General features: G+C 60.4%; 22 protein-coding genes and 2 pseudogenes. 12 read left to right on the plus strand and 12 right to left on the minus strand.

Features of this window, described 5'->3' with window-relative positions:
• Positions 1 to 69 precede the first annotated feature (69 nt).
• The 3 genes from GKKCFE_RS13020 (at position 70) to GKKCFE_RS13030 (ending at position 3,805) form a co-directional block, all read left to right on the plus strand.
• Positions 70 to 576 (plus strand): transporter suffix domain-containing protein, encoded by a 507-nt coding sequence (locus tag GKKCFE_RS13020; protein ID WP_076384367.1) that lies wholly within the window; start codon positions 70 to 72, stop codon positions 574 to 576.
• Positions 577 to 905: 329 nt separating this feature from the next.
• A complete protein-coding gene (locus GKKCFE_RS13025) occupies positions 906 to 2,147 on the plus strand; it encodes an OprD family porin (RefSeq protein ID WP_047225697.1) in 1,242 nt (413 codons plus the stop codon).
• A 62-nt stretch (positions 2,148 to 2,209) separates the two neighbouring features.
• The gene (locus GKKCFE_RS13030) at positions 2,210 to 3,805 is read left to right on the plus strand and encodes an argininosuccinate lyase (protein ID WP_107322328.1); all 1,596 of its coding nucleotides are present in this window, start codon (positions 2,210 to 2,212) and stop codon (positions 3,803 to 3,805) included.
• 3 nt (positions 3,806 to 3,808) lie between these two features.
• On the opposite strand, the gene GKKCFE_RS13035 is transcribed toward GKKCFE_RS13030, so the two are convergent.
• A complete protein-coding gene (locus GKKCFE_RS13035; protein WP_177513909.1) occupies positions 3,809 to 5,059 on the minus strand; it encodes a cation:dicarboxylate symporter family transporter in 1,251 nt (416 codons plus the stop codon).
• Positions 5,060 to 5,172: 113 nt separating this feature from the next.
• Here GKKCFE_RS13035 and GKKCFE_RS13040 point away from each other — a divergent pair, with 113 nt between their 5' ends.
• Positions 5,173 to 6,096 (plus strand): LysR substrate-binding domain-containing protein, encoded by a 924-nt coding sequence (locus tag GKKCFE_RS13040; RefSeq protein ID WP_188250790.1) that lies wholly within the window; start codon positions 5,173 to 5,175, stop codon positions 6,094 to 6,096.
• A gap of 22 nt (positions 6,097 to 6,118) precedes the next feature.
• Here the strand turns inward: GKKCFE_RS13040 and GKKCFE_RS13045 are convergent, their stop codons facing one another.
• The 3 genes and pseudogenes from GKKCFE_RS13045 to GKKCFE_RS13055 form a co-directional block, all read right to left on the minus strand.
• Positions 6,119 to 7,096: a saccharopine dehydrogenase family protein gene (locus tag GKKCFE_RS13045; protein ID WP_445577961.1), complete on the minus strand. Its 978-nt coding sequence runs from the start codon at positions 7,094 to 7,096 to the stop codon at positions 6,119 to 6,121.
• Positions 7,093 to 7,494, minus strand: a complete 402-nt coding sequence (locus tag GKKCFE_RS13050; RefSeq protein ID WP_445577962.1) for a VOC family protein — start codon at positions 7,492 to 7,494, stop codon at positions 7,093 to 7,095. The genes GKKCFE_RS13045 and GKKCFE_RS13050 overlap by 4 nt, the downstream gene beginning before the upstream one ends.
• 16 nt (positions 7,495 to 7,510) lie before the next feature.
• Positions 7,511 to 7,591, minus strand: a pseudogene (locus tag GKKCFE_RS13055) (3-oxoacyl-ACP reductase); the annotation flags it as partial.
• A gap of 144 nt (positions 7,592 to 7,735) precedes the next feature.
• Between GKKCFE_RS13055 and GKKCFE_RS13060 the strand changes: the two are divergent.
• The 3 genes from GKKCFE_RS13060 to GKKCFE_RS13070 all read left to right on the plus strand — a co-directional run bounded on the left by GKKCFE_RS13060 (position 7,736) and on the right by GKKCFE_RS13070 (position 11,880).
• Positions 7,736 to 8,632 carry an AraC family transcriptional regulator gene (locus GKKCFE_RS13060; RefSeq protein WP_445577963.1) on the plus strand — a complete coding sequence of 299 codons (897 nt, stop codon included), beginning with the start codon at positions 7,736 to 7,738 and terminating at the stop codon, positions 8,630 to 8,632.
• Between the two features lie 111 nt (positions 8,633 to 8,743).
• Positions 8,744 to 10,510: a S8/S53 family peptidase gene (locus GKKCFE_RS13065; protein WP_445577964.1), complete on the plus strand. Its 1,767-nt coding sequence runs from the start codon at positions 8,744 to 8,746 to the stop codon at positions 10,508 to 10,510.
• A 119-nt stretch (positions 10,511 to 10,629) separates the two neighbouring features.
• Positions 10,630 to 11,880 carry an MFS transporter gene (locus tag GKKCFE_RS13070; protein WP_445577965.1) on the plus strand — a complete coding sequence of 417 codons (1,251 nt, stop codon included), beginning with the start codon at positions 10,630 to 10,632 and terminating at the stop codon, positions 11,878 to 11,880.
• Positions 11,881 to 11,888: 8 nt separating this feature from the next.
• On the opposite strand, the gene GKKCFE_RS13075 is transcribed toward GKKCFE_RS13070, so the two are convergent.
• Both GKKCFE_RS13075 and GKKCFE_RS13080 read right to left on the minus strand, forming a co-directional pair.
• Complete coding sequence (locus tag GKKCFE_RS13075) at positions 11,889 to 12,353, minus strand: HIT family protein (RefSeq protein ID WP_445577966.1); 465 nt, start codon at positions 12,351 to 12,353, stop codon at positions 11,889 to 11,891.
• A gap of 151 nt (positions 12,354 to 12,504) precedes the next feature.
• Entirely contained in the window at positions 12,505 to 12,852 is a 348-nt protein-coding gene (locus GKKCFE_RS13080; protein WP_445577967.1) for a carboxymuconolactone decarboxylase family protein, read from the minus strand.
• A gap of 110 nt (positions 12,853 to 12,962) precedes the next feature.
• On the opposite strand from GKKCFE_RS13080, the gene GKKCFE_RS13085 reads away from it, so the two are divergent.
• Complete coding sequence (locus GKKCFE_RS13085; RefSeq protein WP_188250787.1) at positions 12,963 to 13,868, plus strand: AraC family transcriptional regulator; 906 nt, start codon at positions 12,963 to 12,965, stop codon at positions 13,866 to 13,868.
• 194 nt (positions 13,869 to 14,062) lie between these two features.
• On the opposite strand, the gene GKKCFE_RS13090 is transcribed toward GKKCFE_RS13085, so the two are convergent.
• From GKKCFE_RS13090 to GKKCFE_RS13100, 3 genes are all read right to left on the minus strand, one after another.
• A complete protein-coding gene (locus GKKCFE_RS13090; RefSeq protein WP_445577968.1) occupies positions 14,063 to 16,114 on the minus strand; it encodes a 2Fe-2S iron-sulfur cluster-binding protein in 2,052 nt (683 codons plus the stop codon).
• A gap of 235 nt (positions 16,115 to 16,349) precedes the next feature.
• The gene (locus tag GKKCFE_RS13095) at positions 16,350 to 16,712 is read right to left on the minus strand and encodes a response regulator (protein ID WP_076384348.1); all 363 of its coding nucleotides are present in this window, start codon (positions 16,710 to 16,712) and stop codon (positions 16,350 to 16,352) included.
• Complete coding sequence (locus GKKCFE_RS13100) at positions 16,709 to 18,547, minus strand: sensor histidine kinase (RefSeq protein ID WP_372241369.1); 1,839 nt, start codon at positions 18,545 to 18,547, stop codon at positions 16,709 to 16,711. The genes GKKCFE_RS13095 and GKKCFE_RS13100 overlap by 4 nt, the downstream gene beginning before the upstream one ends.
• A gap of 354 nt (positions 18,548 to 18,901) precedes the next feature.
• Between GKKCFE_RS13100 and fnr the strand changes: the two genes are divergently transcribed.
• Both fnr and GKKCFE_RS13110 read left to right on the plus strand, forming a co-directional pair.
• A complete protein-coding gene (gene fnr, locus GKKCFE_RS13105; RefSeq protein ID WP_139049895.1) occupies positions 18,902 to 19,654 on the plus strand; it encodes a fumarate/nitrate reduction transcriptional regulator Fnr in 753 nt (250 codons plus the stop codon).
• A gap of 238 nt (positions 19,655 to 19,892) precedes the next feature.
• Positions 19,893 to 20,540 carry a BON domain-containing protein gene (locus GKKCFE_RS13110; protein WP_076384342.1) on the plus strand — a complete coding sequence of 216 codons (648 nt, stop codon included), beginning with the start codon at positions 19,893 to 19,895 and terminating at the stop codon, positions 20,538 to 20,540.
• A gap of 29 nt (positions 20,541 to 20,569) precedes the next feature.
• Here GKKCFE_RS13110 and GKKCFE_RS13115 read toward each other — a convergent pair whose 3' ends face one another.
• Positions 20,570 to 21,259 (minus strand): phosphoribosyltransferase, encoded by a 690-nt coding sequence (locus GKKCFE_RS13115; RefSeq protein ID WP_445577969.1) that lies wholly within the window; start codon positions 21,257 to 21,259, stop codon positions 20,570 to 20,572.
• A 264-nt stretch (positions 21,260 to 21,523) separates the two neighbouring features.
• On the opposite strand from GKKCFE_RS13115, the pseudogene arcD reads away from it, so the two are divergent.
• Together arcD and GKKCFE_RS13125 are read left to right on the plus strand one after the other, a co-directional pair.
• Positions 21,524 to 23,018 (plus strand): annotated as a pseudogene (gene arcD, locus GKKCFE_RS13120) (arginine-ornithine antiporter).
• An 88-nt stretch (positions 23,019 to 23,106) separates the two neighbouring features.
• Complete coding sequence (locus GKKCFE_RS13125) at positions 23,107 to 23,643, plus strand: Hsp20/alpha crystallin family protein (RefSeq protein WP_047225871.1); 537 nt, start codon at positions 23,107 to 23,109, stop codon at positions 23,641 to 23,643.
• 185 nt (positions 23,644 to 23,828) lie between these two features.
• Here the strand turns inward: GKKCFE_RS13125 and GKKCFE_RS13130 are convergent, their stop codons facing one another.
• Both GKKCFE_RS13130 and GKKCFE_RS13135 read right to left on the minus strand, forming a co-directional pair.
• Positions 23,829 to 25,184: an MBL fold metallo-hydrolase RNA specificity domain-containing protein gene (locus tag GKKCFE_RS13130; RefSeq protein ID WP_445577970.1), complete on the minus strand. Its 1,356-nt coding sequence runs from the start codon at positions 25,182 to 25,184 to the stop codon at positions 23,829 to 23,831.
• A 101-nt stretch (positions 25,185 to 25,285) separates the two neighbouring features.
• Entirely contained in the window at positions 25,286 to 26,176 is an 891-nt protein-coding gene (locus GKKCFE_RS13135) for a universal stress protein (RefSeq protein ID WP_445577971.1), read from the minus strand.
• Positions 26,177 to 26,191 lie beyond the last annotated feature (15 nt).

A 26,191-nucleotide genomic window follows, 5' to 3' on the forward strand; every position in this document is an offset into this window, starting at 1 on the left:
CGCCCGCAGACTGCTAAGCTTTTCAGCATCGTTATATTTGATAAGACCCGTCAAAAAGGTACGGCAGCCATGAACTCCCCCCATACCGCTAAATGGCGCTTCAAACTGGGTATAGCCATCATTTGTCTGATGCTAGGCTCCTGGCTGATGGTGCCAGTCGCGGCGGCGCTCGATGTGCCTGGATCAAAGATCGCAGCGCTGACTGGGGTCCTGTTTATCAGCAACAAAGTCCTGCTGATTCTCGTCATCGCCGTCATGGGCAAGGCCGGCTTCCAGCAGTTGAAGGGCAGCTTGGTCGGTTACGTGTCCGGGCTTGTGCCTTCCATGAAGGACGAAGTTGGCCCGGTTCGTCATCGAATCGGCATCGTGATGTTCTGCTTGCCGTTGATCTCCTCATTCCTCGAGCCTTACGTCGATGCCTTCTGGCCAGGTCTCAGACCGAACCTCTGGCAGGCCCAATTGCTGGGTGACGTCATGCTGATTGGCAGCTTTTTTGTACTCGGGGGGAATTTCTGGGAGAAGGTGCACGCGTTATTTGTGCGAACTGCACGTGTCTCGGACTCAAGTGCGACGTGAGTCGACGATAGAAACGAAGGCTTTCAACCCTAGCGGACGTTAGCTGCCCAGCGTCAATCAGGACCGGCGTTCCCGATCGCTGGCACGTCCAGCGGTGCGATTTCGCAAGCCAGTCCTTGGCTTCCCAAACCCCAACGACACATGAATATTGAGCACGGTAAGTAGCCCGCAAAAAACCCTAACTTGCCCCGCCCATACGCAAAACATCTGAACTCAGTACATAACATATATTTTCAATTCCCTCGCACTGGTGACTAGCATTCGCCCGGACGCTGCGTGGCCTTCTATCTGCGGCGTCCACCTCCAATAAAAATAATCAGGAGACATCAATGCACAGGTCACCGAAGCCGCTCGCCGCGGCAATTGCGACCGCTACGCTGGGCGCGGGTTTGCCGGGTGTGGTCATGGCCGACTTTCTTGCGGACAGCAAGGCATCGCTGGAACTGCGCAATTTCTACTTCAACGCCGATTACCGACAGGAAGACGCCAACCAGTCGAAACGCGAAGAATGGGCGCAGGGCTTTCTATTGAACTACGAGTCCGGATTCACCGAAGGGCCGGTGGGGTTCGGTATCGATGCGATTGGCCTGCTGGGGGTAAAGCTCGACTCGGGGCCGGACCGGCAGAACTCTGGCCTGTTGCCGGTCGGCGATGACAAGGCACCGGATGAGTACAGCCAGCTGGGCGTGACAGCCAAGGCGCGTTATTCGAAAAGCACGCTGTACGCCGGCACGTTGGTGCCGAAGCTGCCGACCGTGCTGCCCAACGACTCGCGCCTGCTGCCGCAGACTTTTCGCGGCGGGATGCTGACCTCGCGGGAAATCAGCGGGCTGACGCTGAACGCGGGGCGCCTGACCCAGAACAGCCTGCGCAACTCCCCCGCTAATGAGGACATGCTGGTGGCCGGCAAGGGCATCAGCGGCGGTCAGGCCAGTGACCGGTTCGATTTCGCCAGCGCCAGTTATCGTTGGACGCCCAAACTGACCACGGGCTATCACTACGGCCATCTGGATCAGAACTACAAGCAGCACATCTTCAACCTGGCGCACGTGCTGGCGCTGGGCGAGGACCAGGCGTTCAAGAGCGATCTGCGCTTCGCCCGTTCCACCGAGGCCGGAAACACCAACGTCGACAACGATGCCTTTGGCGCCAAGTTCACCTATGAGCTTGGCGGTCACGCGTTCGGGGCGGCGTACCAGAAGATGAGTGGCGAGACGGGTTTTCCGCATATCAATGGCACCAATTCGTATCTGGTGAACTACGTGATGATCTCGCCGGACTTCGCCAGCCCCGGCGAGAAGTCCTGGCAGTTGCGCTACGACTACGACTTCGCGGCCGTGGGCATGCCTGGGTTGAGCTTCATGACCCGCTATGTGCGGGGCGACGATTTCGACGGCCCTGGCGGACGCGACGGTCGTGAGTGGGAACGCAATACCGACATCGGCTACGTGTTCCAGCAAGGCGCGTTGAAGAACTTCGGCGTGAAGCTGCGCAACGGCACCTACCGAAGCACGGGTAATGACATCGATCAGACCCGCTTCATCCTCAGCTACACGTTGTCGCTGCTCTAACGCCCGCCCACACCGCACCGTTGCCCGAGCGGGCAACGGTTTTGCTGAACAGGATATTGATCATGACTTTGCGAAAAACACTGCTTTGCCTGGCCGTGGCGTGCGCCCTGGCCACCACCCAGCTGAGCGCACAGGCGGCAGACACTGCCGACCTGCCCTGCCGCACCACAGCCGAATGCGCGGCCGAGGCGGCGAAGATTGGCGCGACGGTCGATCGTGCTGGTGCCAAGCACAGCAAGCACGACAACCAGTTCACCTGGGTCAACCGGATCAACAAGGCGTCCATCGTCATGCTGACTGAAGAAGACATCGTCAGCCGCCAACAAGGGCAAGAGATCGCCCGCGGCGTTCAGTACGTGATTGATCAGGCCGGCAAACCCGACGGCAAGAAGCCCAGCGACGTGCTACAGATCGAGCGCATCATGATCGACAAGATCGGCCCGCAGGCCTCGCTGATTCACTCCGGCCGCAGTCGCCAGGACATGTACGCCACCTACCGCCTCGCGACATTGCGCAGCCAACTGCTGGATTACACCGACGCGATGAATGACACTCGCGCGCAACTGCTGAAGCTGGCGAAGGACAATGTCGATACGCTGATCCCCGCCTACACCAATGGCGTGCAGGCGCAGCCGATCACCTACGCCCATTACCTGCTGGCTTATGAGGCCGCGTTCGAGCGCGACGCCCAGCGTATACGCGAGCTGTATGAGCGTCTGAATCTCAGCCCTATGGGCACGGCGGTGCTGGCCAATTCCGGCTGGCCACTCAACCGTGAACGCCTGGCCGAATTGCTCGGTTTCGATGGCGTCCGGGAAAACTCGCTGGATGCCGGACAGGTCTCGACCTATGACATTCCTATTGAGGCGGCCGGGATTGCCTCATCCTCGGCGATTCGTATCGGCGCGATGCTGGGCGACATCCATACGCAATATCATCAGATTCGGCCCTGGCTGTTGCTTGAGGAAGGCGCCACCTACACCAGCAGCGCCATGCCGCAGAAGCGCAACCCGGGCCTGATCATGCGCGCGCGGGAATCGGCCACTGATGTGGTCGGTCTTGCCCAGACCGTCACTCTGCGTGCGCACAACGTGACCACCGGCATGACCGACTACAAGTTCGCCTTCGACGCACTCGGGCTGTTCGATAATGCGCAGCAGATGTTCGTCCGCACGCGCCAGGTCCTGGATGCGCTGGTGATCAATCCGCAGCGTGCGCTGGAGGAACTGGAAGGCGAATGGACCACCTCGATGGAGCTGGCCGACACCCTGGAGCGCGAGCACAAGGTGCCCTTCCGTATCGGTCACAGTTTCGCCTCGCTGGTGGTAGGCCATGCGCGCAAGGAAGGTTTCGTGCCAGCCAACTTCCCCTACGCCGAGGCGCAGCAACTGTTCACCAAAGCGGCGCAGAAGTACAACTGGAAGACCCGCACCCTGCCGCTGACTGAGCCAGCTTTCCGGGCCACTTTGTCGCCGCAGAACATGGTCAAGACCCGCGTCGGCACGGGCGGCCCGCAACCGGCCGAAGTCAAGCGCATGCTCAAGGAAGCGAACGACGCGCTGGCCGGTGATCAGCACTGGGCCAATGGTCGCCGTGAGCGGCTGGCGAAGGCCGAGACCAGCCTGGACAATGCCTTTGGCGCACTGCTGAAGAACTGAGCCCTAGCGCTTCCCGGCCACAGCGTCGGGAAGCGTCGCCTTCCTCCCGGGCATCAGCGCCTCGCGCAGGGCCAAGCGGTCAAGCGCACCACTCCAGGCCGAGATCACCACACACGCCAGGCTGTTGCCGATCACGTTGGTCAGTGATCGGCATTTCATCAATCGCTCGACACCGAGCAGGAGCCCGAGGTTTTCCAGCGGCACCAGATTCAGGCCGGCCACCGTGGCGGCAAGCGTCAAAAAGGCAGAGCCAGCCGCGCTGGTCGAGCCCATCGAGGTCACAAGCGTCACCAACAACAGCATTACCAGAAGCGGTCCATCCAGCACTACCCCAGCGGCCTGGGCGAGAAACACCAGGGCACAGGTCAGGTAGATATTCGAGCCGGTGAGATTGAAGGTGTAGCCAGTGCTGAGCACCAGCCGCACCACCCGCTGATCGCATCCGGCCCGCTCGAGCTTTTCGATCAGCCCTGGCACCGCCGCCACCGAAGCGCCGGTAAAGGCCACCAGACAAAGTTCGGCCTTGATATAGACGATGAGACGCCATAACCCCAGGCCGGTGCACCGCGCCGTCAGGCCCAGCACCAGGGTGACAAACAACAAACAGGCGCAGTAGACAGTGCCCACGAACTTGAGCAGCGACCAAGCGGATGCTGGCCCATAGCGCCCCACCGTGAAGGCCATCGCCCCGAAGGCGGCCAGTGGCGCGAATCTGAGCACCTTGCGCAGCGCCCACAGCAGCCAGCCGACCAGCGCATCCAGCCTGCGCCGCAGCGGCTCGCCCGCATCACCGGCATAGCCAAGCCCCAGGCCGAACACCAATGCAGCCAACAACACGGGAAGAATGACGGTATGAGCCATTATCTGAGCCAGGCTGGTCATCACCGCCGAGGGCAGATCGCTGATCGGCCGCGCGATGGAAGCCGGGAGCGACTCACCGCCGACGCCAGGTGCCAGCAATATCGCCAGTGCCGCCCCGGTGATCAGCGACAGCACGGTCATCAGCAGGAAGTAAGCCAGCACGCGGCTGGCACACCGCGTCTTTTGCCCGCGCTCGCCGAAGCCCGCCACCGCAGAAGACACCAGCACGAACATTACCAGGGGTACCGCATGGCCGATCACGCCGAGAAAAACATCGCTCAGCGGCTTCATCCGCGTCGCCCATTGCGGCTGCACGACACCAAGCGATATGCCCAGGGCAATCGCGATCAGGATCAGCAGGGTATCGTTGCGGTATAGCTTGGCTAAAATCATGGGCCGTCGCGCAATATTGTTGTTTTAGTCGCTTCAGTGCCCCGTATCCTAACCGATCAAGAGCCGCAGTTGCGCCACCGGTCTGCTCCCGCCCCACCAGGACTCCCGTTTATATGGAACTTCGCCATCTCCGCTATTTCGTCATGGTCGCCGAAGAAGGGCATTTCACCCGCGCCGCCGCGCGCCTGAACATGCAACAACCCCCGCTGAGCCAACAGATCCGCGCGCTGGAAACCGAACTCGGATTCGAATTGTTCAAACGCCATCCCAAGGGCGCTGACCTGACCACCGGTGGCGCAGTATTTCTGGAGGAGGCCAAGGCCATCCTGGCCCGCGTGCAGGACGGTTCGCGTCGGGCTGCAAGGGTGGCCAAGGGCGTGGAAGGCACATTAGCAATTGGTTTCACCTCATCAGCCGCGGCACACCCGCTGATCCCGCGCATCATCCGTGCCTTTCGCGAACAGTACCCGGCGGTGGCAATCACGCTCGCCGAAGGCAACGCCGGTCGCTTGACCGAACGTGCCAGCGCCGGCCAGTTGGACGTGAGCATCCTTCGTGCGCCGGTCAGCCGACCAGACGGGATCGAGTTCCATCGCCTGCTGGTGGAGGAATTATTGATGGTGTTGCCGGTGGGCCACCCCGCATTGGCCGAGCACCCCGATGCCGTAGACCTGCGGGCCATACGTGACGAGCCCTTTATCCTGGTTCGTCGGCCCGGCGCGCCGGGGATGTACGCCAATCTGTTGCGCGCCTGCGAGGCGGTCGGCTTCGAACCGCGAGTCGCTTTCGAAGTGGAAAGAATGCTGACCAATGTCAGCCTGGTTGCGGCTGGTGAGGGTGTCTCGGTCGTGCCGGCCTCGATGCGCGACATTCACCGGGAAAGTGTCGTCTACCGTCGCATCCTGGGCGCCCGCCCCCGCCTTGTCGCACCGCTGACGCTGGTCTGCCGCCAGGACAACGAATCGCCCGCATTGCGCAATTTCGTCGTGCTGGCTCGGGACCTGGCGAAGGGATATCGCAAGCAGGCCGTAGGGTGATCGTGTGGAGCGCTATAGCGCCCTATAAATCAGTGATTGTCGTCCCTGCAATCGTCTCGGCGAAACCGACACCGAACATCCGGCCCGGGGTTTCAAAGCCTGCTCGCCGCTCACCGTCCAGCACCCGCCGAGCAGCCTCCACGGCCGCCAGGGGGGTGTAGGTGTAGCCGTTGACGGTCTCGATCATTGAACGCGCCACCGTGCCGTCAGCCCCTGTGACTTCTGCCACGGCGCGGGCGCGGTTGGCCTCACGTTGTTCAACGCTTGGGCCGTCGGGAAGTTGTGACAGGTCGCCTTCGGGAAAGGCATCACCGGTGATATTCACGAACATGGCGATATTCGGGACAGCGGTGGAATGCCACGCGGTGATCAGATCACCGAAGGACAGCGGCGCGCACAGTGCCGGGCCATCGCCAAAGTCGAAGTGCTGAGGCTGCGCGTCGGGTGTTGCCACCAGTAACCCGTCCACCCGCGCCAAGAGCCCCGCGCCGATGATCTCGCTGACGCTCAAAGCCGATCCCCGTGACATGGAGCCTGCGACCTGCAGCGCCATCTTCAGCGACTGCGGATCCTGTACACGACGGGCGACATGCATGGCCAGGCAGTCTGTCGGCACCACGTCCCAGCCGACGCCGGGCAGCAACATGACACCCGCTTGGACGGCCTGTGCGCCAAGCTGTTCGGCCTGCCGATAGACGTTGATCTCGGCAGTGATATCCAGGTAGTCGACCCCAGCCTTGATGCAGGCCTGCATCAGGGCGTGCGCTGTCTGTGCAAAAGGCCCGGCGAAGTTCAGCAGCACGCTGATGCCTTCCAGGGATTGTGCTGCGTGTATATCCGGGCTGAACACTCGGTACGTGACGTTCAGTTGAGCAGCCAGAGCCTGCAACCTTTCGCCATTGCGTCCGGCGATGACAAATTCCAGCCCCAACGCTTTGGCATGCTCGGCAGCCATGCGCCCGGTGTAGCCCGTCGCGCCGTAGATCATTAATTTTTTCATTGATTGTGCTGCCAGTTCTTGTAGACGAATTCGAGGCTGTAGCCGTCCGGGTCAAGGACATTGGCTGCGTAGTAATCGGGGTCGTAATGCAGACGTGCGCCGGGTGCGCCGTTGTCATGAGCGCCATTTTCCATAGCCGCCGCATACGCCGCGTTGACCTCGGCTTTGCTGCTCGCCACGAAACCGACATGCACGGCCCGCCCCTCGACGACGCCCTCGCGCAACCAGAAAAACATCCGCCCATTGGCGCCGAAGCCCTTGAGATCCGGGTGGCCTGGCGGTCCGTCCTTGCCGTCGTAATCAAGTCGCGCGGTAATGCCCAGCGGGGTCAGTGTCGCGGTGTAGAAACGGATGGAACGCTCAATGTCGCTGACTGAGATAAAAATATGATCAAGCATGCGCTAGCCTCGCTATTCAGATGTTGTAGCCGCCCGCGACTTCGATCGTCTGAGCATTGATCCAGCGTCCTTCTTCGGACAGCAGCATGGCGATCACGCTCATTCGCTGCTCCACTGTCACTGAGTTGAGTCACCACAGTAACCATCGCCTTGGTAGCGAGCGCAGCCGTTCCTGCTCGAATCCTGCCTGTTTCTGCTTTTTGCTTGCGTGGACGCATCCGCCTGGGTTCAGATGGCCCCCATGACCAACCCACTCAACGAACTGCGCGCCCTGGCTGCTCGGGCCGAGAACCGCCGCACGGAAACGGGCATACCGCGCCTGGCCATGGTCCAGGGTGAAATCCCGGCGCATTTGCTGGCCGCCGTTTACGAACCGATGATCAACCTGATTCTGCAAGGCAGTAAGTCAATGACCATCGGCGACCGTACGCTGGACTATGACCCTGCGACCTATTTCGTCATGTCCATCGAATTGCCAGCGGTTGGCCAAGTCCATCCCGCTGCGTCCGGCGAGCCTTACCTGGCGGTCAGCCTGACACTCGACCCGGCGGTCCTGGCAACTTTGCTCGCCGACCTGCCAAAGCCTGTCGGCCAATACGAAAAGGATGCGGGCTTTTCGGTAGCCTCAGTCACGCCCGAGTTGATGGATGCCTGGGTCCGTATGCTGCGGTTGATGAGTCGGCCTGAAGACATTGCGGCCCTTGCCCCCGTTTACGAACGAGAGATCCTCTACCGGGTGTTACAAGGCCCTCACGGCTGGATGCTGCGTGATATCGCAGCACCCGATAGCGCCATGGCTCGGGTCAGCCTCGCGATCCAGTACATTCGCCGGGAATTTGCCGAGTCCATTCGCGTGGAAGCGCTGGCACAACGGGCTGCGATGAGCGTTTCGGCCTTTCACCGTCACTTCAAAGCCGTGACCGCGTTGAGCCCTCTGCAGTACCAAAAAAGAGTGCGCTTGCTTCAGGCTCGGACACTCCTGGTCGCCCATGCCAAAAGCGTTACCAGCGCGGCATTGGAGGTCGGTTACGAAAGCGCTACACAGTTCAGTCGCGATTACGCACGAGTATTCGGACTGCCCCCAGCACGCGATGCGGCAAGAATTCAGGGTGAAATTCTCGGCGAGCAGATCAGATGAAACGGTTTTTCCCCCGGATGCTGTGAGTCAGTCACCGTTGTTGTTCGCGCTGAACGAAACAGGCCACGGGGCAGTCGGAACACCAGGCCCCTCGGCAAAGAAACCTGACTCATGTCCTTACGATCTGCTGTCCTCGCTACGTTGCTCACGTTGGCCGCCAGCACGGCGGCCGCCGCACAAGAACCGCTGCGCCTGGAACGCCTGGACCGCTGCGGTGACCTGCTGCAAAGCCAGCATCAGGACTGGTGCCTGACGGTGCACGGCTTGGGTACTCAAACGCCACAACTGAAACTGGGTGAAAAGACGCTACCCGCGCTCATTGTCCAACGCGAAGGGCAAAACCTGCGCGTGCGCCTGGACAGCGCCGCCTATCAGAGCGGCCCTATTTGGCTTGAAGACGGGCAGCGCGTCAGCAATGCAGCCTGGCTGAGCCTGCGCAACAGCCACGTATTGGCCGCCGGGCCGAACGAAGTCGCCAAGAACATGGACGGCTTGAGCACCTACGTCGATCTGGTGAGCCTGTTGATCGAGGAAAATCACGATGGGCGCCAGGAAGCTGAGCGTCTCGCCCAAAAATACGGCGCCAAGGTCGTCGGCAGTATTGCTCCCCTGAACCTGTATCAGCTTCGGCTACCCGCCAAGGATCTGGTGCAGCGCGACGCGCTGGTGCTACGGATGGGCAGCGAGACCAGTGTCGATGCCGTGGTGATCGAGGAGTCGGCGGCAGAAGAGGCCGAGCAAGCCAGCGCCCACCCTGAAGAGCCGAAGAAGCCGGCCCTGGACTCCGATGAATGGGCCGCCAACCGCTTTCTCGACGCGGTGAACTACTACCAGCGGCGCATTCCTGCGCGGCAACCGCCCACCCCGCCGCAACCGGTACGCATCGGCCTGATCGAACGTAACGTGGATTTCGACACCGCCGATTTCGCCGACTACCTCGGCGGCTGCTCGATGCCGCGCACCTGCGTCTATGCGCGCGATGCGAATACGCCAGACAACCACGGCACCACCGTCGCGGGCATTCTCGCCGCACGCTGGGATGACGGTGGAAACACCGGTTTTCTCCGGGGTCTGGACAAAGCCAGCGGTGGTTTCGAAGTCATTGTAGAGCGCAACTCCGATGCCGGGATCACCGCCAACATCGCCGCCTCGGTCAACCTTGTGGAGGACGGCGTGCGGGTGCTCAACTGGAGCTGGGGCATTCACCGCGTTGGCGCGAAAAACGTCAAAGGCGATGAAGTCGACTCGCTGTTGCGCTCAGGCATCGCCATGAGCGGTTACGAGGAACTGCTGGAAGAGTTTTTCCTCTGGCTGCGCAAGGAGCATCCCGACGTGGTGGTGGTGAACTCCGCCGGCAATGGGTCTTCGTTCTCGGGCACCGATGAATACCGCCTGCCCTCTTCGTTCATCACCGAACAACTGCTGGTGGTCGGCGGGCACCAGCGCAACGAGCGCGCCGGGGTTGCCGTCGATGATCCGGGCTATGCGGTCAAGCGCAGCTCCTCGAATATCGACATGCGCGTGGACATCACCGCCGCCGCTTGCGCCCACGCCTCGACCACCAGCGCCGGCGAAAACGGCGCAGTGCATTGCGGCACATCCTATGCCACGCCCATGGTCGCGGGCTTGCTGGCGGCGATGCTGTCCATCAACCCGCAACTTCAGCCCGAGCAACTACGCATGCTGCTACGGCGCAGCGCCATGACCATCGGTGAAAACCATGACTTCGAACGGATGGATGGCGAGGACCTCACCGCCCCTATCCTGCCGTCGGAGCGCAGCTATCAGCTTAACGACAAGGACGTGGGGCGTTCGGCGCGGCTGGACATGCAAAAAGCGCTGGACCTGGCGGAGCAGAGCCGCACGCGCGTGCGCTGAACCTGGCACCGGGTGTGGGATAAAAAGTATTGGCAGCAGCGACATCCATAGTTTGACCCTCCTCGAAGTGAGCGATGCCTCAGGTGCATAACCTGTGAGCCCACATGGAGGAGATGGCGATGAAACCCACCCGTTTTTTTGGAAAGACCGTACTGGCCTGCACATTCATCCTGGCAATGATCGGATGGGGGGTCGGTTTCTATGGGCCGCCGATCTATATGCAGGCCGTGATGGATCGCACCGGCTGGCCGGTGGCCCAGGTGTCGGCGGCCGTTACGCTGCACTTTCTCAGCGGCACCCTGGTCATCGCCAACCTGCCAAGGCTCTACGCGCGCTTCGGTGTACCGGCCATTACCCTGCTGGGCAGCGTGGTGCTGGGGGTCGGGGTGAATATCTGGGCTCAGGCCAGCCAATTATGGGTGCTGTATGCCGGGGCCATCTGCTCGGGCATCGGTTGGGTGACATTAGGCGCCGCCGCCGTTAACACCCTGATCGCGCCCTGGTATATCAAGGAGCGACCCAAAGCCTTGGGCAAGGCTTACAACGGCGCCAGCATGGGTGGGGTGATTTTCTCGCCGTTGTGGGTGTTGCTGATCGAGCGTTTTGGCTTTGCCACGGCGGCGCTGGTGATCAGCCTCGCAGCCGTGGTGCTGCTCGGCTGCTTCGCCTTTCTGGTGTTCAATAAAAGCCCTCAAAGCCTCGGCCAACATCCGGACAATGCCGACCAACCAGAACCGATAGCGACTGGCACGAGCGCCACACCCTGGACTGCGGCGCAAACCCTCAAATCGGCCAGTTTCCGTTCCCTGGCAGCGGGCATGTCCCTGGGGTTGTTCGCCCAAATAGGCTTGATCGCCCACCTGTATTCGATTCTGGCGGGACGCATGGGCGCCCATGACGCCTCATTCGCCATGGGCCTGGCCACCGCCAGCGCCATGGGCGGGCGTTACGTGGCCGCACGCCTGATGACCCAGGGCGTCAACCGCCGTCAACTGGCCTGCCTGGGTTATGGGATTCAGATGCTTGGAACACTGATGCTCCTGGGCCTGGATATCCATCCGGGGGTCGCCTGGGTGGCGGTGGTGTTGATCGGTTCGGGAATCGGCAACGCCACGTCATTGCCGCCGTTGATCGCCCAGACTGAGTTCAGCCGCGAACACACCGCCAGGGTGATTGCGCTGATGGTCGCAATCAGTCAAGCCACCTATGCCTTCGCTCCAGCATTCTTCGGCCTAGTCCGTTCAGTCTTTGCCGAACCGAGCCAGGCCATCGTCGCTATCGTGATTGCCGCTGTCGTGGTGCAAGGCCTCGCGATCCTGGCGTTTTACACGGGCGTGGTCACCCGCCCTTTCAAGAAAACCGTGTACTGACTCTCTACCTACGTCAGGATCGGGCCAGCGCTAGCCCCTGCAGGGATGCGCTCGACCAGACGTGCCTGCAGCACTTTGAGCTCCTCGGGATCGGCCTTGCCCCGCCCATGTATGCCCGCCTCCTCGCCCTCCCAGCGAGGGACGATGTGTACATGAATGTGGTAGACCGTCTGCCCGGCCGGAGCACCGTTGAACTGCGCAATTTGCACACCATCGGGCTTCAGCTCGTCCACGATGACCCGTGTGAGCCGCTGCACGGCAGACATCATCGCGCCGAGGACCGCAGGCTCGACATCAAGAATATTCCGGGCCTGGGACGCTTTGGGAATCACCAGGACGTGGCCGCGCGATTGAGGAAAGATATCCAGAAAGGCCAGTACATCGGCGTCTTCGTAAATCTTGTAGCACGGCGCGTCGCCACGAAGGATTAGCGCGAAAATGTTCTGCGGATCGTAATCGCCGTGCAGGCTCATGATCATTCCTTTAAGCGGTTGTCAGGACAGTTGACTGCCAGCAAGCCGGCATCAACCGATCAGAAGGTTTAGCACAATCAACTGGCTGTTTTCCATAAAACGGACAAAAGCCCCGGTACTTTGCAGTGCCGGGGCCTGAAGTTGCGTGGCGTCACGCGCGGTTTTTCAACGTGTCATAGGCTTCAAGCGAACGCAGCGAGTAAATGTACGCAGCGCCTGCATTCAGCGAGATCGCGGTTGCCAGGGCGGCGGCCACTTCCTCTCGGCTCGCCCCGGCCTTGATCGCCGAGTCCGTGTGCGCGGCGATACAGCCATCGCAGCGGGTGGTGACCGCGATCGCGATTGAAATCAGCTCGCGGGTCTTGGCATCGAGTACGTCATTTTCGCTGGCGGCCTCCCCAAGGGCCATGTAGGCCTTGACCATTTTCGGGTTGCTCTGGCCCAGTGCGCCAAAGGCTTTTTGAATGGTGGGCAACAATTCAGACCAGTTGTGGAACATGACATTAACTCCTGAGTGGGTTGGGTGTACTGTTTCGACGCCCTCAGTTTTTCACTCCGGCGCGGGTCGATTTTGTTCAATCCGCTCAGTTTTTTTGGCGATGCTCTCAAATGAATGCGATCGATCGACTCATCAGCCTGGCCAATGTGCGCGGCAGTCTGGATCTACGCTGTCAATTCCAGGGTGACTGGGCTCTGGATCATGAACAGCAAGCCCTGGGCAGAGCGCCCTATCACATCGTGTTAGCGGGAGAGTGCCGGGTGGAGTTTCCCGATGGGCAGCGTTTGCCCATGCGCGCAGGTGACATCCTGCTTCTGCCCCGTGGTGCGCGACACCTGATGCACAGCCCTGGGAAAACAGTGGCGCCAACTTCACCGAAACTCGTCACAGGTGGCGCGCTGCCGGTCCATCGTATTGGCAACGCCAGTGCCGAACTGGACATGCTGTGTGGCGACTTTCACTTCAATCGGGCCTCACTGCTGTTTGCCTCCCTGCCCGAATACCTGGTCATCCCCAGCGGCGCGTTGCCGGCCAACGGTCCGCTACCCGCGCTGGTGGAAGTCATTCGTGCGGAAGCCGATGAGGCCAAGGTCGGTGCTCGTTTTCTGCTCGATGCGCTTTCCCAGGCATTGTTCACGCTTATTCTGCGTGCGCATCTGGCAAATCACGGCCAGGACAGCGGCTCGCTGGCGCTGCTGGGCGATAAACGTCTGGGCCGAGCCTGGCAGGCGATGCTGGCAGATCCGGCCTACGAGTGGACGATCCAAGGCCTGGCGGACCTCGCGAACATGTCCCGCGCGAACTTCATGCGAACGTTCGTTCGCGTGGCCGGGGTATCGCCTTGGGTGTTGTTGACGCAAATACGCATGGAGTTGGCGTTCAGTCTTCTGAGCCATTCGCACTTGGGTTTGAGCGATATTGCCGTGCAGGTCGGTTACCAATCCCAGGCGGCGTTCAGCAAGAAGTTCAAGGAGATTTATGGGCAAGCACCAGGAAAAGTGCGACGTACGATCTAGCCTGTGGCAAGGGCGCTGGGCTGGGCGATTGGAGCCAGAGATTCGATCGTTCCCACGCTCCTGAGTGGGAATGTCGCCAGGGACGCTCCGCGTTCCGCTTCTGGAAGGTGACGCAGAGCGTCACGGGATGCATTCCCACGCAGAGCGTGGGAACGATCAAAAAGCTGCTCTTTTGGCGAGGGTGTAGCACCTGCTCAAACGTCCAGAACCACGGTTTCACTCCCCTGTGCCGGTACTGCGCAACAGATCAGTACCTCATCTTCGGCAACCGGCTCGGCCGGACTGTTCAGATAATGCACCTGCCCCTGGCTTAGCCGGGTTTTACAGGTGCCGCACGAACCGCCGCGGCAGCTGAACTCAGGGCTCAGGCCCCGGGCTTCGGCAAGCTCCAGCAGGGTCCCGCTGCCCGGTTCCCAGCGGGCCTCCTTGCCGGAGCTGGCGAACAGGATCTTCACCGACTCGCTCGATGCAGGCACTTGCGGGGCCGCTGGCACGCTGACTTCGGCGTCGCGTACCAGTGTGGATGGGCCGAAGGTTTCGGCATGAATGCGATCGTCTGGAATGCGCAATTTGCGTAATCCGTCATACAGCGACTGGGTGAAGCTGCCGGGCCCGCACAGGTAGTAGTCATAGTCATCGAGCGCCAGCAGTTGCTTGAGCAGCTCTACATCGATCCTGCCCGTCGCGTCGTAGCCTTGCCCCACACCTTCCGTAGGCGGCTGGCTGACCAGGCGCAGTACCTTTACCTTGCCTGCGGCGCGCTTGACCAGCTCATCGATTTCCTCGCGAAATGCCAGGTCGGCAACCGTGCGCGCGCTTTGCACCAACCAGACCGGACGCATCCGACTCATGCGCAGGCCCTGATAAACCACCTCGCGCAACATCGACAACAGCGGCGTCACACCCACGCCCGCCGCCAGCAGCACCAAGGGCCGCCGCTCAGCGGCCTGAACGGTGAAATGCCCTTGGGGCGCTCGCGCCTCGATCTGCTGCGCCACCTCGATCCGGTCATGCAGGTGCGAGGAGACCAAGCCGTCGCGCTTGACGCTGATGCGCAGGAAATCATCCGACGGTGCGCTGGACACGCTGTAGGTACGAATCAATGGCGTTTTCTGCCCCTCCAGCGAAATCCGCACGGGCAAGTGCTGGCCGGCATCAAACCGGGGCACGCCCGCTCCGTCGGCGGCTTGCAGGTAGAAGGAGCGAATGTTGTGGCTCTCATCCACCACACGAACCACGCGCAATGGGCGCCATTGGGTCCGCAGGGATTCGGCCTGCAAGCGCTCGGCGGCCTGCTCCCAACTGCCAGTCATCAATGAATTGGGCGAGTCACCCGAGCTCTGGTCCTTCCAGCGCAACGGGATCGCGGCCTGGCGGTAAACCACGCGCTGCGGCTTGAAGCGCAGCAGCCGCTCGGCGCCCTGGAACGCGGCAATTTCGGGGTCGTCCAGCAATACTTGGGCGGAACCGGTCATTTGCAGAAGATCGCCGGTCTTGAAATCGACGAAGATCAGGCCTGCCCGGGGATTAAGCAGGATGTTGCCCAGGGTGTTGAAGAACAGGTTTCCGGAGAAGTCCGGGATGGTCAGCGTGCCGTCCTCGTCCATGCGCACAAAACCTGGCTTGCCGCCGCGGTGGGACGCATCGACCTGCCGTTCGCCGTCGCGCTCCACATAGGTGGCGATGTAGAACGAATCAGCCGCCGTGATCAGGCGTCGAGCCAATGGGTCCGTTGCCACCAGGTGCCGAACGTCACCGGCCTGTTCGCGGACAAAGGAATATTGGCGCAGGTTGATATAGCGGGGGCAATTGCCATAGGCCTGGCTGACGGAAATTTCCAGCCCGTGATCGAGCAGACGGCGAACGTTGCCGTTCATGCGGTTGCGCCGACGGGTGTGCAATTCGATACCCAGCATGCCGATGGCAGCCCCCTCGCCCATGCCCTCCTGGGCCGGATCGCTGGGTTGTGGCTTGAGATCGATCTGCAGGGTTTGCGGATCAGGTGAGCTCATGAAACCGGGTTTGCCGGTGCGCAGGGTCGCCCACACGTCACCTTGCCGATCCACGGCGCCCAATACCACGAAAGGCAACTGTGCGTAGAACTCCCGGTGCTGGTCCGGCATCCAGTTGCGCGCCAATTGTCGCTGGCCGACGCTGGTCATCATGTCGACCGCACCGACCGAGCGTTGCAAGGTCAGTTCGCCTTCATGCCAGGGTGAGGATTGTGGTTTCGCGGCTTCGTCCATCAGCTACTCCTCGCGCCCGCAGCCTTGCAGGCTGCGTTAAGACGCTACGGTCAGGGGGACTGCGCTACGCCTCTTGCCGAGGGTGCATTGCAGGTGGGGTTATCTTCTTCCCAAAGGGATTGGGGAGGAATACGCACGAACTGCAATCCACTGTTTCATAAACTGGAATGAACACGTCCAGGGCGCCTGCGGGGAATCACCAGGGCCGGACAGCGTGCCCGCTCATCGCTGAAGGTCAGCGCCCCAGCGCAAGAGCGATTTTCAGTTGCAACTCGTTTTCGGAGAATGGCTTATGCAACACAGGACGATGGGCGAACTCGTTCGGCAGCCCGCTGGCACCGTATCCGGTGCTGAACAAAAACGGAATCTGGCGCGCCTGGAGAATTTCGGCAACCGGAAAAACCCGCTCACCGGCCAGGTTGACATCCAGAATGGCCAGGTCAATTGCCACCCGGTTCGCCACTTCGCAGGCCGTAGCGAGCCGTGCCACTGACGCCACCACCACGCATTCGAGCTCTTCCAGCATTTGCTCGACCAGCATGGCGATGGTGCCTTCGTCCTCAACCAGCAGCACCCTGACTCCGGGGAATGAACTCATGGGCTGGACGCCTGGATCAGAAACGAGATTCGGCAGCAAACTCCCTTCGGGTCGAAGGTCAGGTCAAATGTCCCGCCCAAATCGCGCTCGATGCAGCGCTTCATCAAACGCGAACCCAACCCTTCCCGCTTGGGTTGGGCCACCCGTGGCCCGCCCTGCTCGCGCCAGTCCAGGGTCAGTAGCATTCCATCGGATTGTGGTTGCACAACCCACTTCACTGAAAGCGTGCCCGTCTCTACTGACATCGCGCCGTATTTCAGTGCATTGATCGCCAGTTCATTGAGGGTCATGGTGAGGTTGAGCGCAACGCGGGTGCCGACATCGACAGGGTCGCCCTCAACCACGATTCGACTGGGTTCCTGGCCAAATATCGGCATCAGCACTTCATGGGCAAGGGACCCCAGGGGGGTATGGCCCCAATGGCGCCGGGTCAACAGATCGTGTGCCCGGGACAACGCAAGCAGCCTGGCTTCGAAACGCCTGTAACCGTCGTTCGCATCCTCGGCATTGCGCGCCGTTTGTGCCGCCAGGGATTGCACGGTGGCCAGGGTGTTCTTGACCCGATGATTGAGTTCGTCGATCAGGGTCTTCTGCCGGTTCTGCGCCTGATTTCGCTCGGTGATGTCCACCAGCATGTTGATGGCGCCCACCAGGTTGCCATCGGCGTCATGCAGCGGTGTGGGATACGGCGCAAACGGCACACGAGTGCCATCCGGCCGTTCGGCAATGGCCTCGACACCACGTATCGGGCGGTTTTCCTTCAAGGCCACCGCCATCGGGCACTGGTCGTGGGGAAGCGCGCTTCCATCGGTATTGAATATTTTCCAGGTCACGCACCACATGTCCCCCAACTGTGGGGTTCGGCCAGACAATTCGACAGCCGCCCGATTGAAGAAGGTGATGCGCCCTTGTGCATCGGTTGTATAAACCGCAGCGGGCAGAGCCTCGAGAAGATTGCGCATATGCCGTTCGCTTTCGCGAATCTGGCTTTCCATTTGCTGGGCGAGCGTGACATCGATGGTGAAACAGCGTGTGTGAAAGAGCTTACCGTCCTCGAAACGCCCATTGGAGGTAATCGCTACATGCCGGATCGTGCCGTCTTTGGCCCTCAACCGCGCCGGGTAGCTGTCCAGGCTTTCGCCGCTGCCCAGTTTATTGAGGATGTCACCAATAACGGGCTCATCCACATGAAACTCCGTAATGTGGCGGCCGATATATTCGTCAGCCGTATAGCCCAGCATGTTCAGCTCGGCCTTGTTGGCACGCTGGATGATGCCCGCGTTGCTGACAATGTGAAGCCCCACCGCGCTGTTTTCAAAAAAATCCTCGAGGTCGGCACTCTTGCGACGAAGCTCTTCGGCCATCGCATGACGCGCCGAGACATCCTGAAAACAGTTGATCGCCCCTTGAATGGCCCCGCGCCGATCCCTGAGGGCCCGGATGTTCACCAGCGCCATAAGCCGCGTTCCATCCGAACGCTCAATGATCACTTCCTGATTGCGTGTCGCAGCGCCGGTAATAAGCACCGAAGCCATGGGGCAGTCTTCGAAAGCCAGCGGCGTGCCATCCGGTAAAAAAAGCCGGTGCGAGCCGCAGAAGCGGTCACCGTTTTTCCCGATAATGGGCGTCCTGCCCCATAGCTCGGCCGCTTCACTGTTGTACCTGACGAGCCAACCCTCGTGATCACAGAGGTATACCGCCCCCGGTATGGCGTCGAGCGCGCTCGCGCCCAGGGTGAGCAGGCTCTGATACTCGCTCGGTGCGCAAACCTCCACGGCAAGCTCTTCAATGTTCGACATCTGGTAATCCTCAATCCGCCTGGCTGAAACGCCCACGCTCTCCATCGCCCCCAGTTTATGGCCGGAGTCGGTGATTCCAGCTCGGATAATCCTTCTGAATGCGGGTTCGGATATGTTTCATAGAGCCGTTATGTTGGAGGTCTAGATCCCTATTCACCGCGCTAGTTCATGAAAGTTCAACAGGTTCGGTGTTTGAACCTGGACAGGGATCTTTTCTAGCGCGCTGAAGAGCAGCAATTGAGTGTAGTCGGCCTCGTGTTTGTCGAACCATTCGCTTCAAGACCTGAGCTTGCAGATTGAAACATGACAGCCGGTATATCTATATACGACAAATTACAGGCGCAACGGGTTTGATCTTCTATGATTGCTCCAGCAAAGGAGTTTATTCCGATGAGCGAATCAGAAGCACGACTTCTGCGCGTGCATTCCCTTAAAACCGCTTGCTCCAACTGCAGCGTGCTTGAGCTGTGCCTGCCTATCGGGCTGACGGGCGGCGAAGTCGAGCGCCTGGACACCTTGATCTCACAGCGTGTGAAGGTCAAAAAAGGCGCGGCGTTGTACCGCATCGGCGATCCGCTGCGCTCTCTGTATGCGGTGCGGCTGGGTTTCTTCAAGACCAGCGTATTGTCGATGGACGGACGCGAACAAATCACCGGTTTCCAGATGCAAGGCGAAATGCTCGGTCTGGACGCCATCAGCACCGATCATTACGCCTGTAATGCAATAGCGCTGGAAGACAGCGAAGTTTGCCCGATTCCTTTCAGCAACCTGGAAAAACTTGCCCACGATTTGCCCTCTTTACAGCACAACCTCAACAAGCTCCTGAGCCAGGAGATCGTGCGCGACCACAGCATGCTGCTGTTGCTTGGCAACATGAATGCCGATGAACGTCTTGCGGCGTTTCTGCTGAACCTGTCTCAGCGACTTAACATGCGCGGTTACTCCTCCAGGGAATTCGTCTTGCGCATGAGCCGCGAGGCTATCGGCTCTTATCTGGGCCTGCGGCTGGAAACGATCTGCCGGGGTATCGCGCACCTGCGAGAAGAGGAACTGGTAGAAATGCATGGACGCAACGTCACCATCCTGGACCTGCCCGGCCTCAAGCAAAAAGTGGCTGGTTGCCACCGTCATTCAGAGCGGTGAAACCCTCTCGAGGCGCTTGCATCACTGATCACCTGCCCGTCACCTGATCGCCCCTTCCGCTGGCACGGTCGACCGCCCTGCTGATTTTCATCAAATCACGGGCAGTTGCCCCGACAGCCCGTTGCCCCACTTACACCCTTGTTGATTTAGCTCAATGTGTCGGCATCACCCAGGCGTAGAAAAAGCAGACCGGGCCCTGATAGCCCCGCCCGCTTCGCATTACCTGGAGGACGCCACGATGAGCGACTTGACCCTGCGCAAGACCATTCTGGAAGAACTGGAATTCCAACCCGACCTCAACGCAGCCCATATTGGCGTGGCCGTGGACAATGGCGTCGTCACCCTTTCCGGTCATGTTGGCAGTTATGCAGAAAAGATCAGCGCTGAACGCGCCGTCAAAAGCATCGAGGGCGTGCGCGCCGTAGCTGAGGAAATCCAGGTCCGATTGAATAAAAACGCCGGCACCGCAGACGACACCATTGCCAATCGCGCCTTGAAGATCATCAACTGGAGCTGCGACGTTCCTGAAGGCGACATAAAAGTCATCGTGCAGAACGGCTGGGTCAGCCTGGAAGGCGAAGTGGAATGGCAATACCAGAAAGAAAGCGTGGAGCGGTCCGTGTTCAAGCTGTCCGGCGTGGTGGGCGTGAACAATCGGCTAACCCTGCGCCCTCGAGTGGACGCGGGCAACATCCAGCGTCGTATCGAAGAGGCCCTTAAACGCAATGCCGAAGTGGATGCCAAGGCAATTCACGTCAAGGTCGATGGGGATGTGGTGAGGCTCGAAGGCAAAGTCCATTTATGGCGCCAGCGTAAAATCGCGGAACGGGCGGCCTGGTCGGTGCCGGGGGTCAGAGAGGTGGACGATCACCTGTTGCTTGTCTAAGTCGCAGGCCCGTTCGCAGTCCCGCCGCTCTACCCCTGATACGCGGCGGTCGACTCCCGTTGCCAGGCTCGCTGTAGCAAATCGATGACGATTTCATCGGATGTCTGAGGGAAGTCCTTGTACCAATAGCCTATGGATACCAGCCAGTCAGGAATAAGCGGACAAATCACCTCATCCACTTCGCTGCGTAGCGCCTCCACTGTTTCAAGCGGCCCAACCGGCACGGCGACCACAACGCGCGAAGGCCCTTGCGTGCGGACCGCGTGGATCGCTGCCATCATCGAGGCCCCCGTCGCCAGACCGTCATCAATCAGGATGACCACCTGGTCCTTGAGTTGTACAGGCTCACGAGTGCCTCGATACGCCTGCTCACGACGCAACAGCTCCCGGGTTTCCCGGGCAACCACGGCGTCGAAACTGGGCTGATCAATCGGATGGGCACGAAGAGCGTCGTCATTGAGGATCTGTATGCCACCACTGGCAATGGCGCCCATCGCGAACTCAGGGTTGGACGGCACACCCAGTTTGCGAACCAGCATCAGATCAAGGCGCACGTGCAGAGCGGTGACCACTTCATAAGCCACTGGAACTCCGCCGCGGGGCAAGGCCAGGACGATGACATCGGGTCGATGGGCGTATTTGAACAAATGTTCCACCAGCCCTTGCCCCGCTGCGCTGCGGTCCTTCCACACTGTTTGCATTGAGGGACTCTGACTCATTGGAAAACCTCCACAGGCTGTTGCGCCCCGTCGTTCAGCGTCAATCCAGCGTCCTCTGATAGAGCGGCCTCGGCGTTGATTTATGTCAATTTCCCTGCAAGGCAGCTCAGTCCTTTTCCTATGAAATTCACGCATGCACGCCCTGCATAACCTCTGATCTAAATCAATGCTCCCCAGCCTCTTCACGCAGAGATTAATAACCAGCGCTAGAACCTTCGCTTTGGCGAAGGTCGTCGACCCCTTCGTCTCGTGGAGGCTTCAATCATGGCAACGCACCTGCAAGGCACTGAGCCGGTCATCCCGGCCGTCAAACCTCATCCTTTGGCCGGCAGTTTGCGAAAGGTCGAACCCAAACGCCTGTCATTGAGCCTGCTGGTTGCGCTGGTGGTGGGTTCGATGATCGGCAGCGGCATTTTCAGCCTGCCCCAGAACATGGCCTCCAGCGCGGGTGCCGGGGCTATCCTGATCGGCTGGCTGATCACTGGCGTGGGTATGCTGTCATTGGCTCTGGTCTATCAGACACTCTCCAACCGTCAACCGGAACTCGATAATGGCGTGTTCGCCTACGCTCGTGCGCTTGGGGGTGAGTTCCTGGGCTTCAATTCGGCGTGGGGGCTACTGGATCAGTGCGTGGATTGGCAACGTCAGTTATCTGGTGATTCTGTTCGCGGCGCTCAGTTACTTTTTTCCCTTGTTCGGCGAAGGCAATAACAAGGCCGCGATTGCCGGTGCGTCGGTGGTGCTGTGGTCGTTGCATTGGATGATCCTGCGCGGGATGCGCACAGCGGCCAAGGCCAACGCCCTGACCACCGTGGCCAAAGTCGTGCCCTTGCTGCTGTTCATCGGCCTGGTGATCGCTGGATTTTCCAAAGACACCTTCATGGTCGACTTTTGGGGCACGCCGGCATTGGGTAGTACCCTGGATCAGGTCAAGAGCACCATGCTGGTGACGGTCTGGGTCTTTATCGGCATTGAAGGTGCCAACGTGTTTTCCGCCCGTGCCGCCGACCGGGCGGATGTGGGCAGGGCCACGGTGATCGGTTTCGTCCTGACGTTGCTGCTGCTGATTGCCGTGTCGCTCCTGTCTCTGGGGATCCTCAGACAACCTGAACTGGCTGCCCTGAAGAACCCATCCATGGCGGGTGTTCTGGAGGCGGTGGCCGGTCCTTGGGGTGCGGTGTTGATCAGTATCGGCCTGATTGTGTCGGTCGGCGGTGCGTTGCTGGCCTGGACCCTGCTGGCAGCGGAATCGGTGTTCACGCCGGCCAGGGAAAAGGTCATGCCCCGCGCGCTGGCCTCGGAAAACCAGCACGGCGCGCCGGCCAACGCGCTGTGGATCACCAACGGCTGCATTCAGCTGTTCCTGTTGTTGACGCTGTATTCGAGCGCCAGCTACCTGGCCCTGATCTCGCTCGCCACCTCGATGATCCTGCTGCCTTATCTGTTCAGCGGCCTATACGCGCTGAAGATGACCTGGCAAGGCCAGACCTACGCCGGGCACCGCGCCCTGCAATTGCGCGACATGGCCATCGCCTTGGTCGCCACCACCTATTGCATTTGGCTGCTCTACGCCGCTGGCCCTCGCTACATGCTGCTCAGCGCCCTGCTCTATGCCCCCGGTTCGCTGATTTACCTCAGCGCCCAACGGGCCAGGACCGGGCATGCGCTCAATGGTTTCGGCTGGGGGTTGCTGCTGGTGATCTGGGTGGCGGCGATTTTCGCCGGCTGGATGCTCTGGTCCGGCCAGCTCTCGTTGTAAGGCTTGCAAGCGTGCATTGACCCGTCCGGAACCGGTCCCTGGCAATGATGCCAAGTCCCGCCCGGACATCACCAAAGAGGAAAATCAAATGTCCAATTCAGTGAAAAAAATGCCGGTCGATACCCAAGACAACACTCAACATCCGGCCAAGAATGACCTTTGGCATCCACTGGAAAAACTCCGTCAGCAGGTGGATCACCTGTTCGATGACTTCAACCGGGGTACAGGTCTTTCTCCTTTCAGTCGCGGACTGTTCGATGTCGAGCCATTCTGGCGCAGGGAGTTTTCCACGAGCCTGCCGGCCGTGGACATCAGCGAGAAGGAAAAGAGCTTTGAAATCACAGCCGAATTGCCCGGCATGGATCAGAAAGACATCGAAATCCGGCTCGCCAATGGCAACCTGATCATCAAGGGCGAGAAGAAAGAAGCCAAGGAAGAAAAGAAAAAAGGTTATCACCTGTCCGAACGCCATTACGGCTCCTTCGAACGGGTTTTCAACCTGCCAAAAGGCATCGATAGCGACAAGATCGAAGCTCAGTTCAGCAAAGGCGTGCTGACCCTGACGCTGCCTAAAAAACCGGAAGCGCTGAAAGCGGAAAAAGTCGTGCCGATCAAGGCTGACTGACGCTGTACACCCTGCCCCTCGCCGGCCAACGACGAGGGGCTTTTTTTTGCCTGTGCATTTAGATGTGTTGTTGAAGCTGATGGGCCGCTTCGCGAGCAGGCTCGCTCCCACAGGGGCCGGCGGTGAACACGAATACCGCGTACCTCAGGACCTTTGTGGGAGCGAGCCTGCTCGCGAAGGAGGCCTCAGAACTCCACGCTGTCGCGATACTCCGGCACCGATACTGACCAGCCCAGCTCATCGCGAATGCGATGGCGCATGACATCGGACGCGTTGGGTTCGCCATGCACGACATAGGTATGCCGGGGCGGTGTCTTGAAGCCGCGCAACCATTGCATGATTTCATCGGCATCGGCATGGGCGGACAATGTTTGCATCGGCACCACTTCAGCGTTGATTGGCACGTCCTTGCCATGGATGCGCACCGCAGGCTCACCCGCCACGATCCTTGCGCCACGCGTCCCGCCGGCCTGGAAACCTGGCATCAGCAAGGTATTGATCGGGTTCGGCGCCAGGCTTTTGAGGTGAAACAACACCCGCCCTCCGGTAGCCATACCACTGGCGGCGATGATCACCGCCGGGGTGCGTTGCAGGTCCAGGTTCATGGAATCCCTGGCCGAGCGCACCGGGTGCGCGATGTGGCACATGCCCTCACACTCCTCCCTGGACAAACGATGCTCATCGCCAAAGCGTTGATACAAGCGGGTTACATCAATGGCCATGGGGCTGTTCAGGTAGATAGGGATGTCCGGAATCGCCATCCGCTGTTTCAGGCGATACAGGTGATACATCAGCAGTTGTGCCCGACCGACCGTGAACGAGGGCACCAAGGTGATGCCGCCGCGCAATGCGGTGCGGGTGATGACGTCAGCCAGTTGATCTTCGGGCGATTGACTCGGGTGCCTCCGGTCGCCGTAGGTGGACTCAACCAATAGGTAATCCGCCTGCTCGATGGTTTGCGGGGCAAACATCACCGGGTCCTCGGGGCGCCCCAGGTCGCCGGAGCACACCAACGTAACGCCAGCGGCCTGTACCTGCACCGTGGCTGCGCCCAGGATGTGTCCCGCGCGGCGCAGCACAATCCCCACCCCACGGGCGATATCCACCGGATGATCGAACGCTATCGGGCGTAACAGTTTCAGTGCCCGCTCGGCATGCTCCCGGGTGTACAACGGCATGGCAGGATCATGCTTGGAGAACCCCTTGCGGTTGGCGTATTCGGCCTCTTCCTCCTGCAAGCGGGCGCTGTCGAGCAAGAGGATCTTGACCAGCTCACAGGTGGCCGACGTGGCATAGACCGGACCGCGATAACCGTTTCGCACCAGCACTGGCAGGTAACCGCTGTGGTCCAGGTGTGCGTGAGTCAGCACGATCGCGTCCAGGTCACGCATCGGCAGTTCGAAGGGGTCCCAGTTGTGCAAGCGCAATTGTTTGTAGCCCTGAAACAGCCCGCAGTCGATCAGGATGCGCTGATCGTCATGCTCCAGCAGGTACTTGCTGCCGGTCACTGTGCCGGCCGCCCCTAGAAACGTCATGCGCATGAGCGTGCTCCTGAACAATCGATTGGCGTTCCATTGGTCGCACTATTCGCCCAGCGGGCCATTGACTTTCATCAAGGACACAGCCGTGAGCACCGGTTTCCTCACACAGCCAGTACGCTGCACGACACCTGATACAAAATATGCTCCGTGGTGCTACCCAACAGCCCGTGCGCCCCCCCCTTCTGCGAGCGCCCCATCACCACGACATCGACCTCATGCTCCAGGGCAAACTCACTCAAGGCTGAAACCGGATGGCCCAGCACGAAGTGCCTGCGCTCGGCCGGCACGCCGAACAGGTTGGCCAGCTCCAGGAATGTTTTTTCCAGGCTCCTGCGCAGTTCATTACTGAGCTGTTTAAGCGTCAGGCCACCTCCGCCGACATCGCCCAGATAGACCGACGAAACCTCATAGGCGTGAACCAGATGCAACTCGGCATCGCACTGCAAGGCCAAGCCGATTGCCTCGCGAATGATCCGGTCGTTGAGCCCACTGTTTTGCGCAAAGTCGCTGGAAGGGTCCACCGCCGCAACCACTTTGCGCGGCAAGGCGTGGCCGGTGGCGCCCACCAGGTAGGTGGGAACCGGGCACTGGCGCAACAGACGCCAGTCCAGCGGGGTAAGGAAGGCCCGTTTGAGCAGGGGCTCGTGTTGCACCTGCTTGATCAGCAGGTCAGGCTGGATTTGCGTAACGTGCTGCAGAATCTGCTCGTCCATGCCGTCGACCCAATCCACCTGCGTGGTGACCCTCAGGCCTCGGCGCCGCATCTTGTCGGCCTCCTCCTCCAGCCAGTGACGGTGATCCTGCAGGTAGTTCTGACGCGCTTCATCACGGGGCTCCTGCTCCAACAGCTTGAGAATGCCCAGTGACGGCACCAACGCAGAAACATGCAAGTGCGCCCCGCTGGCCGCCGTCAGGGCCGCTGCGTGATGAAGGGCCGGAGAGTGTCGCTGTGCCGGGTTGAGGATCAGCAGTAAGCGCTGGTACTGGCTCATGATGGATCTCCAAAA

This window comes from Pseudomonas sp. E141, from assembly GCF_052659885.1.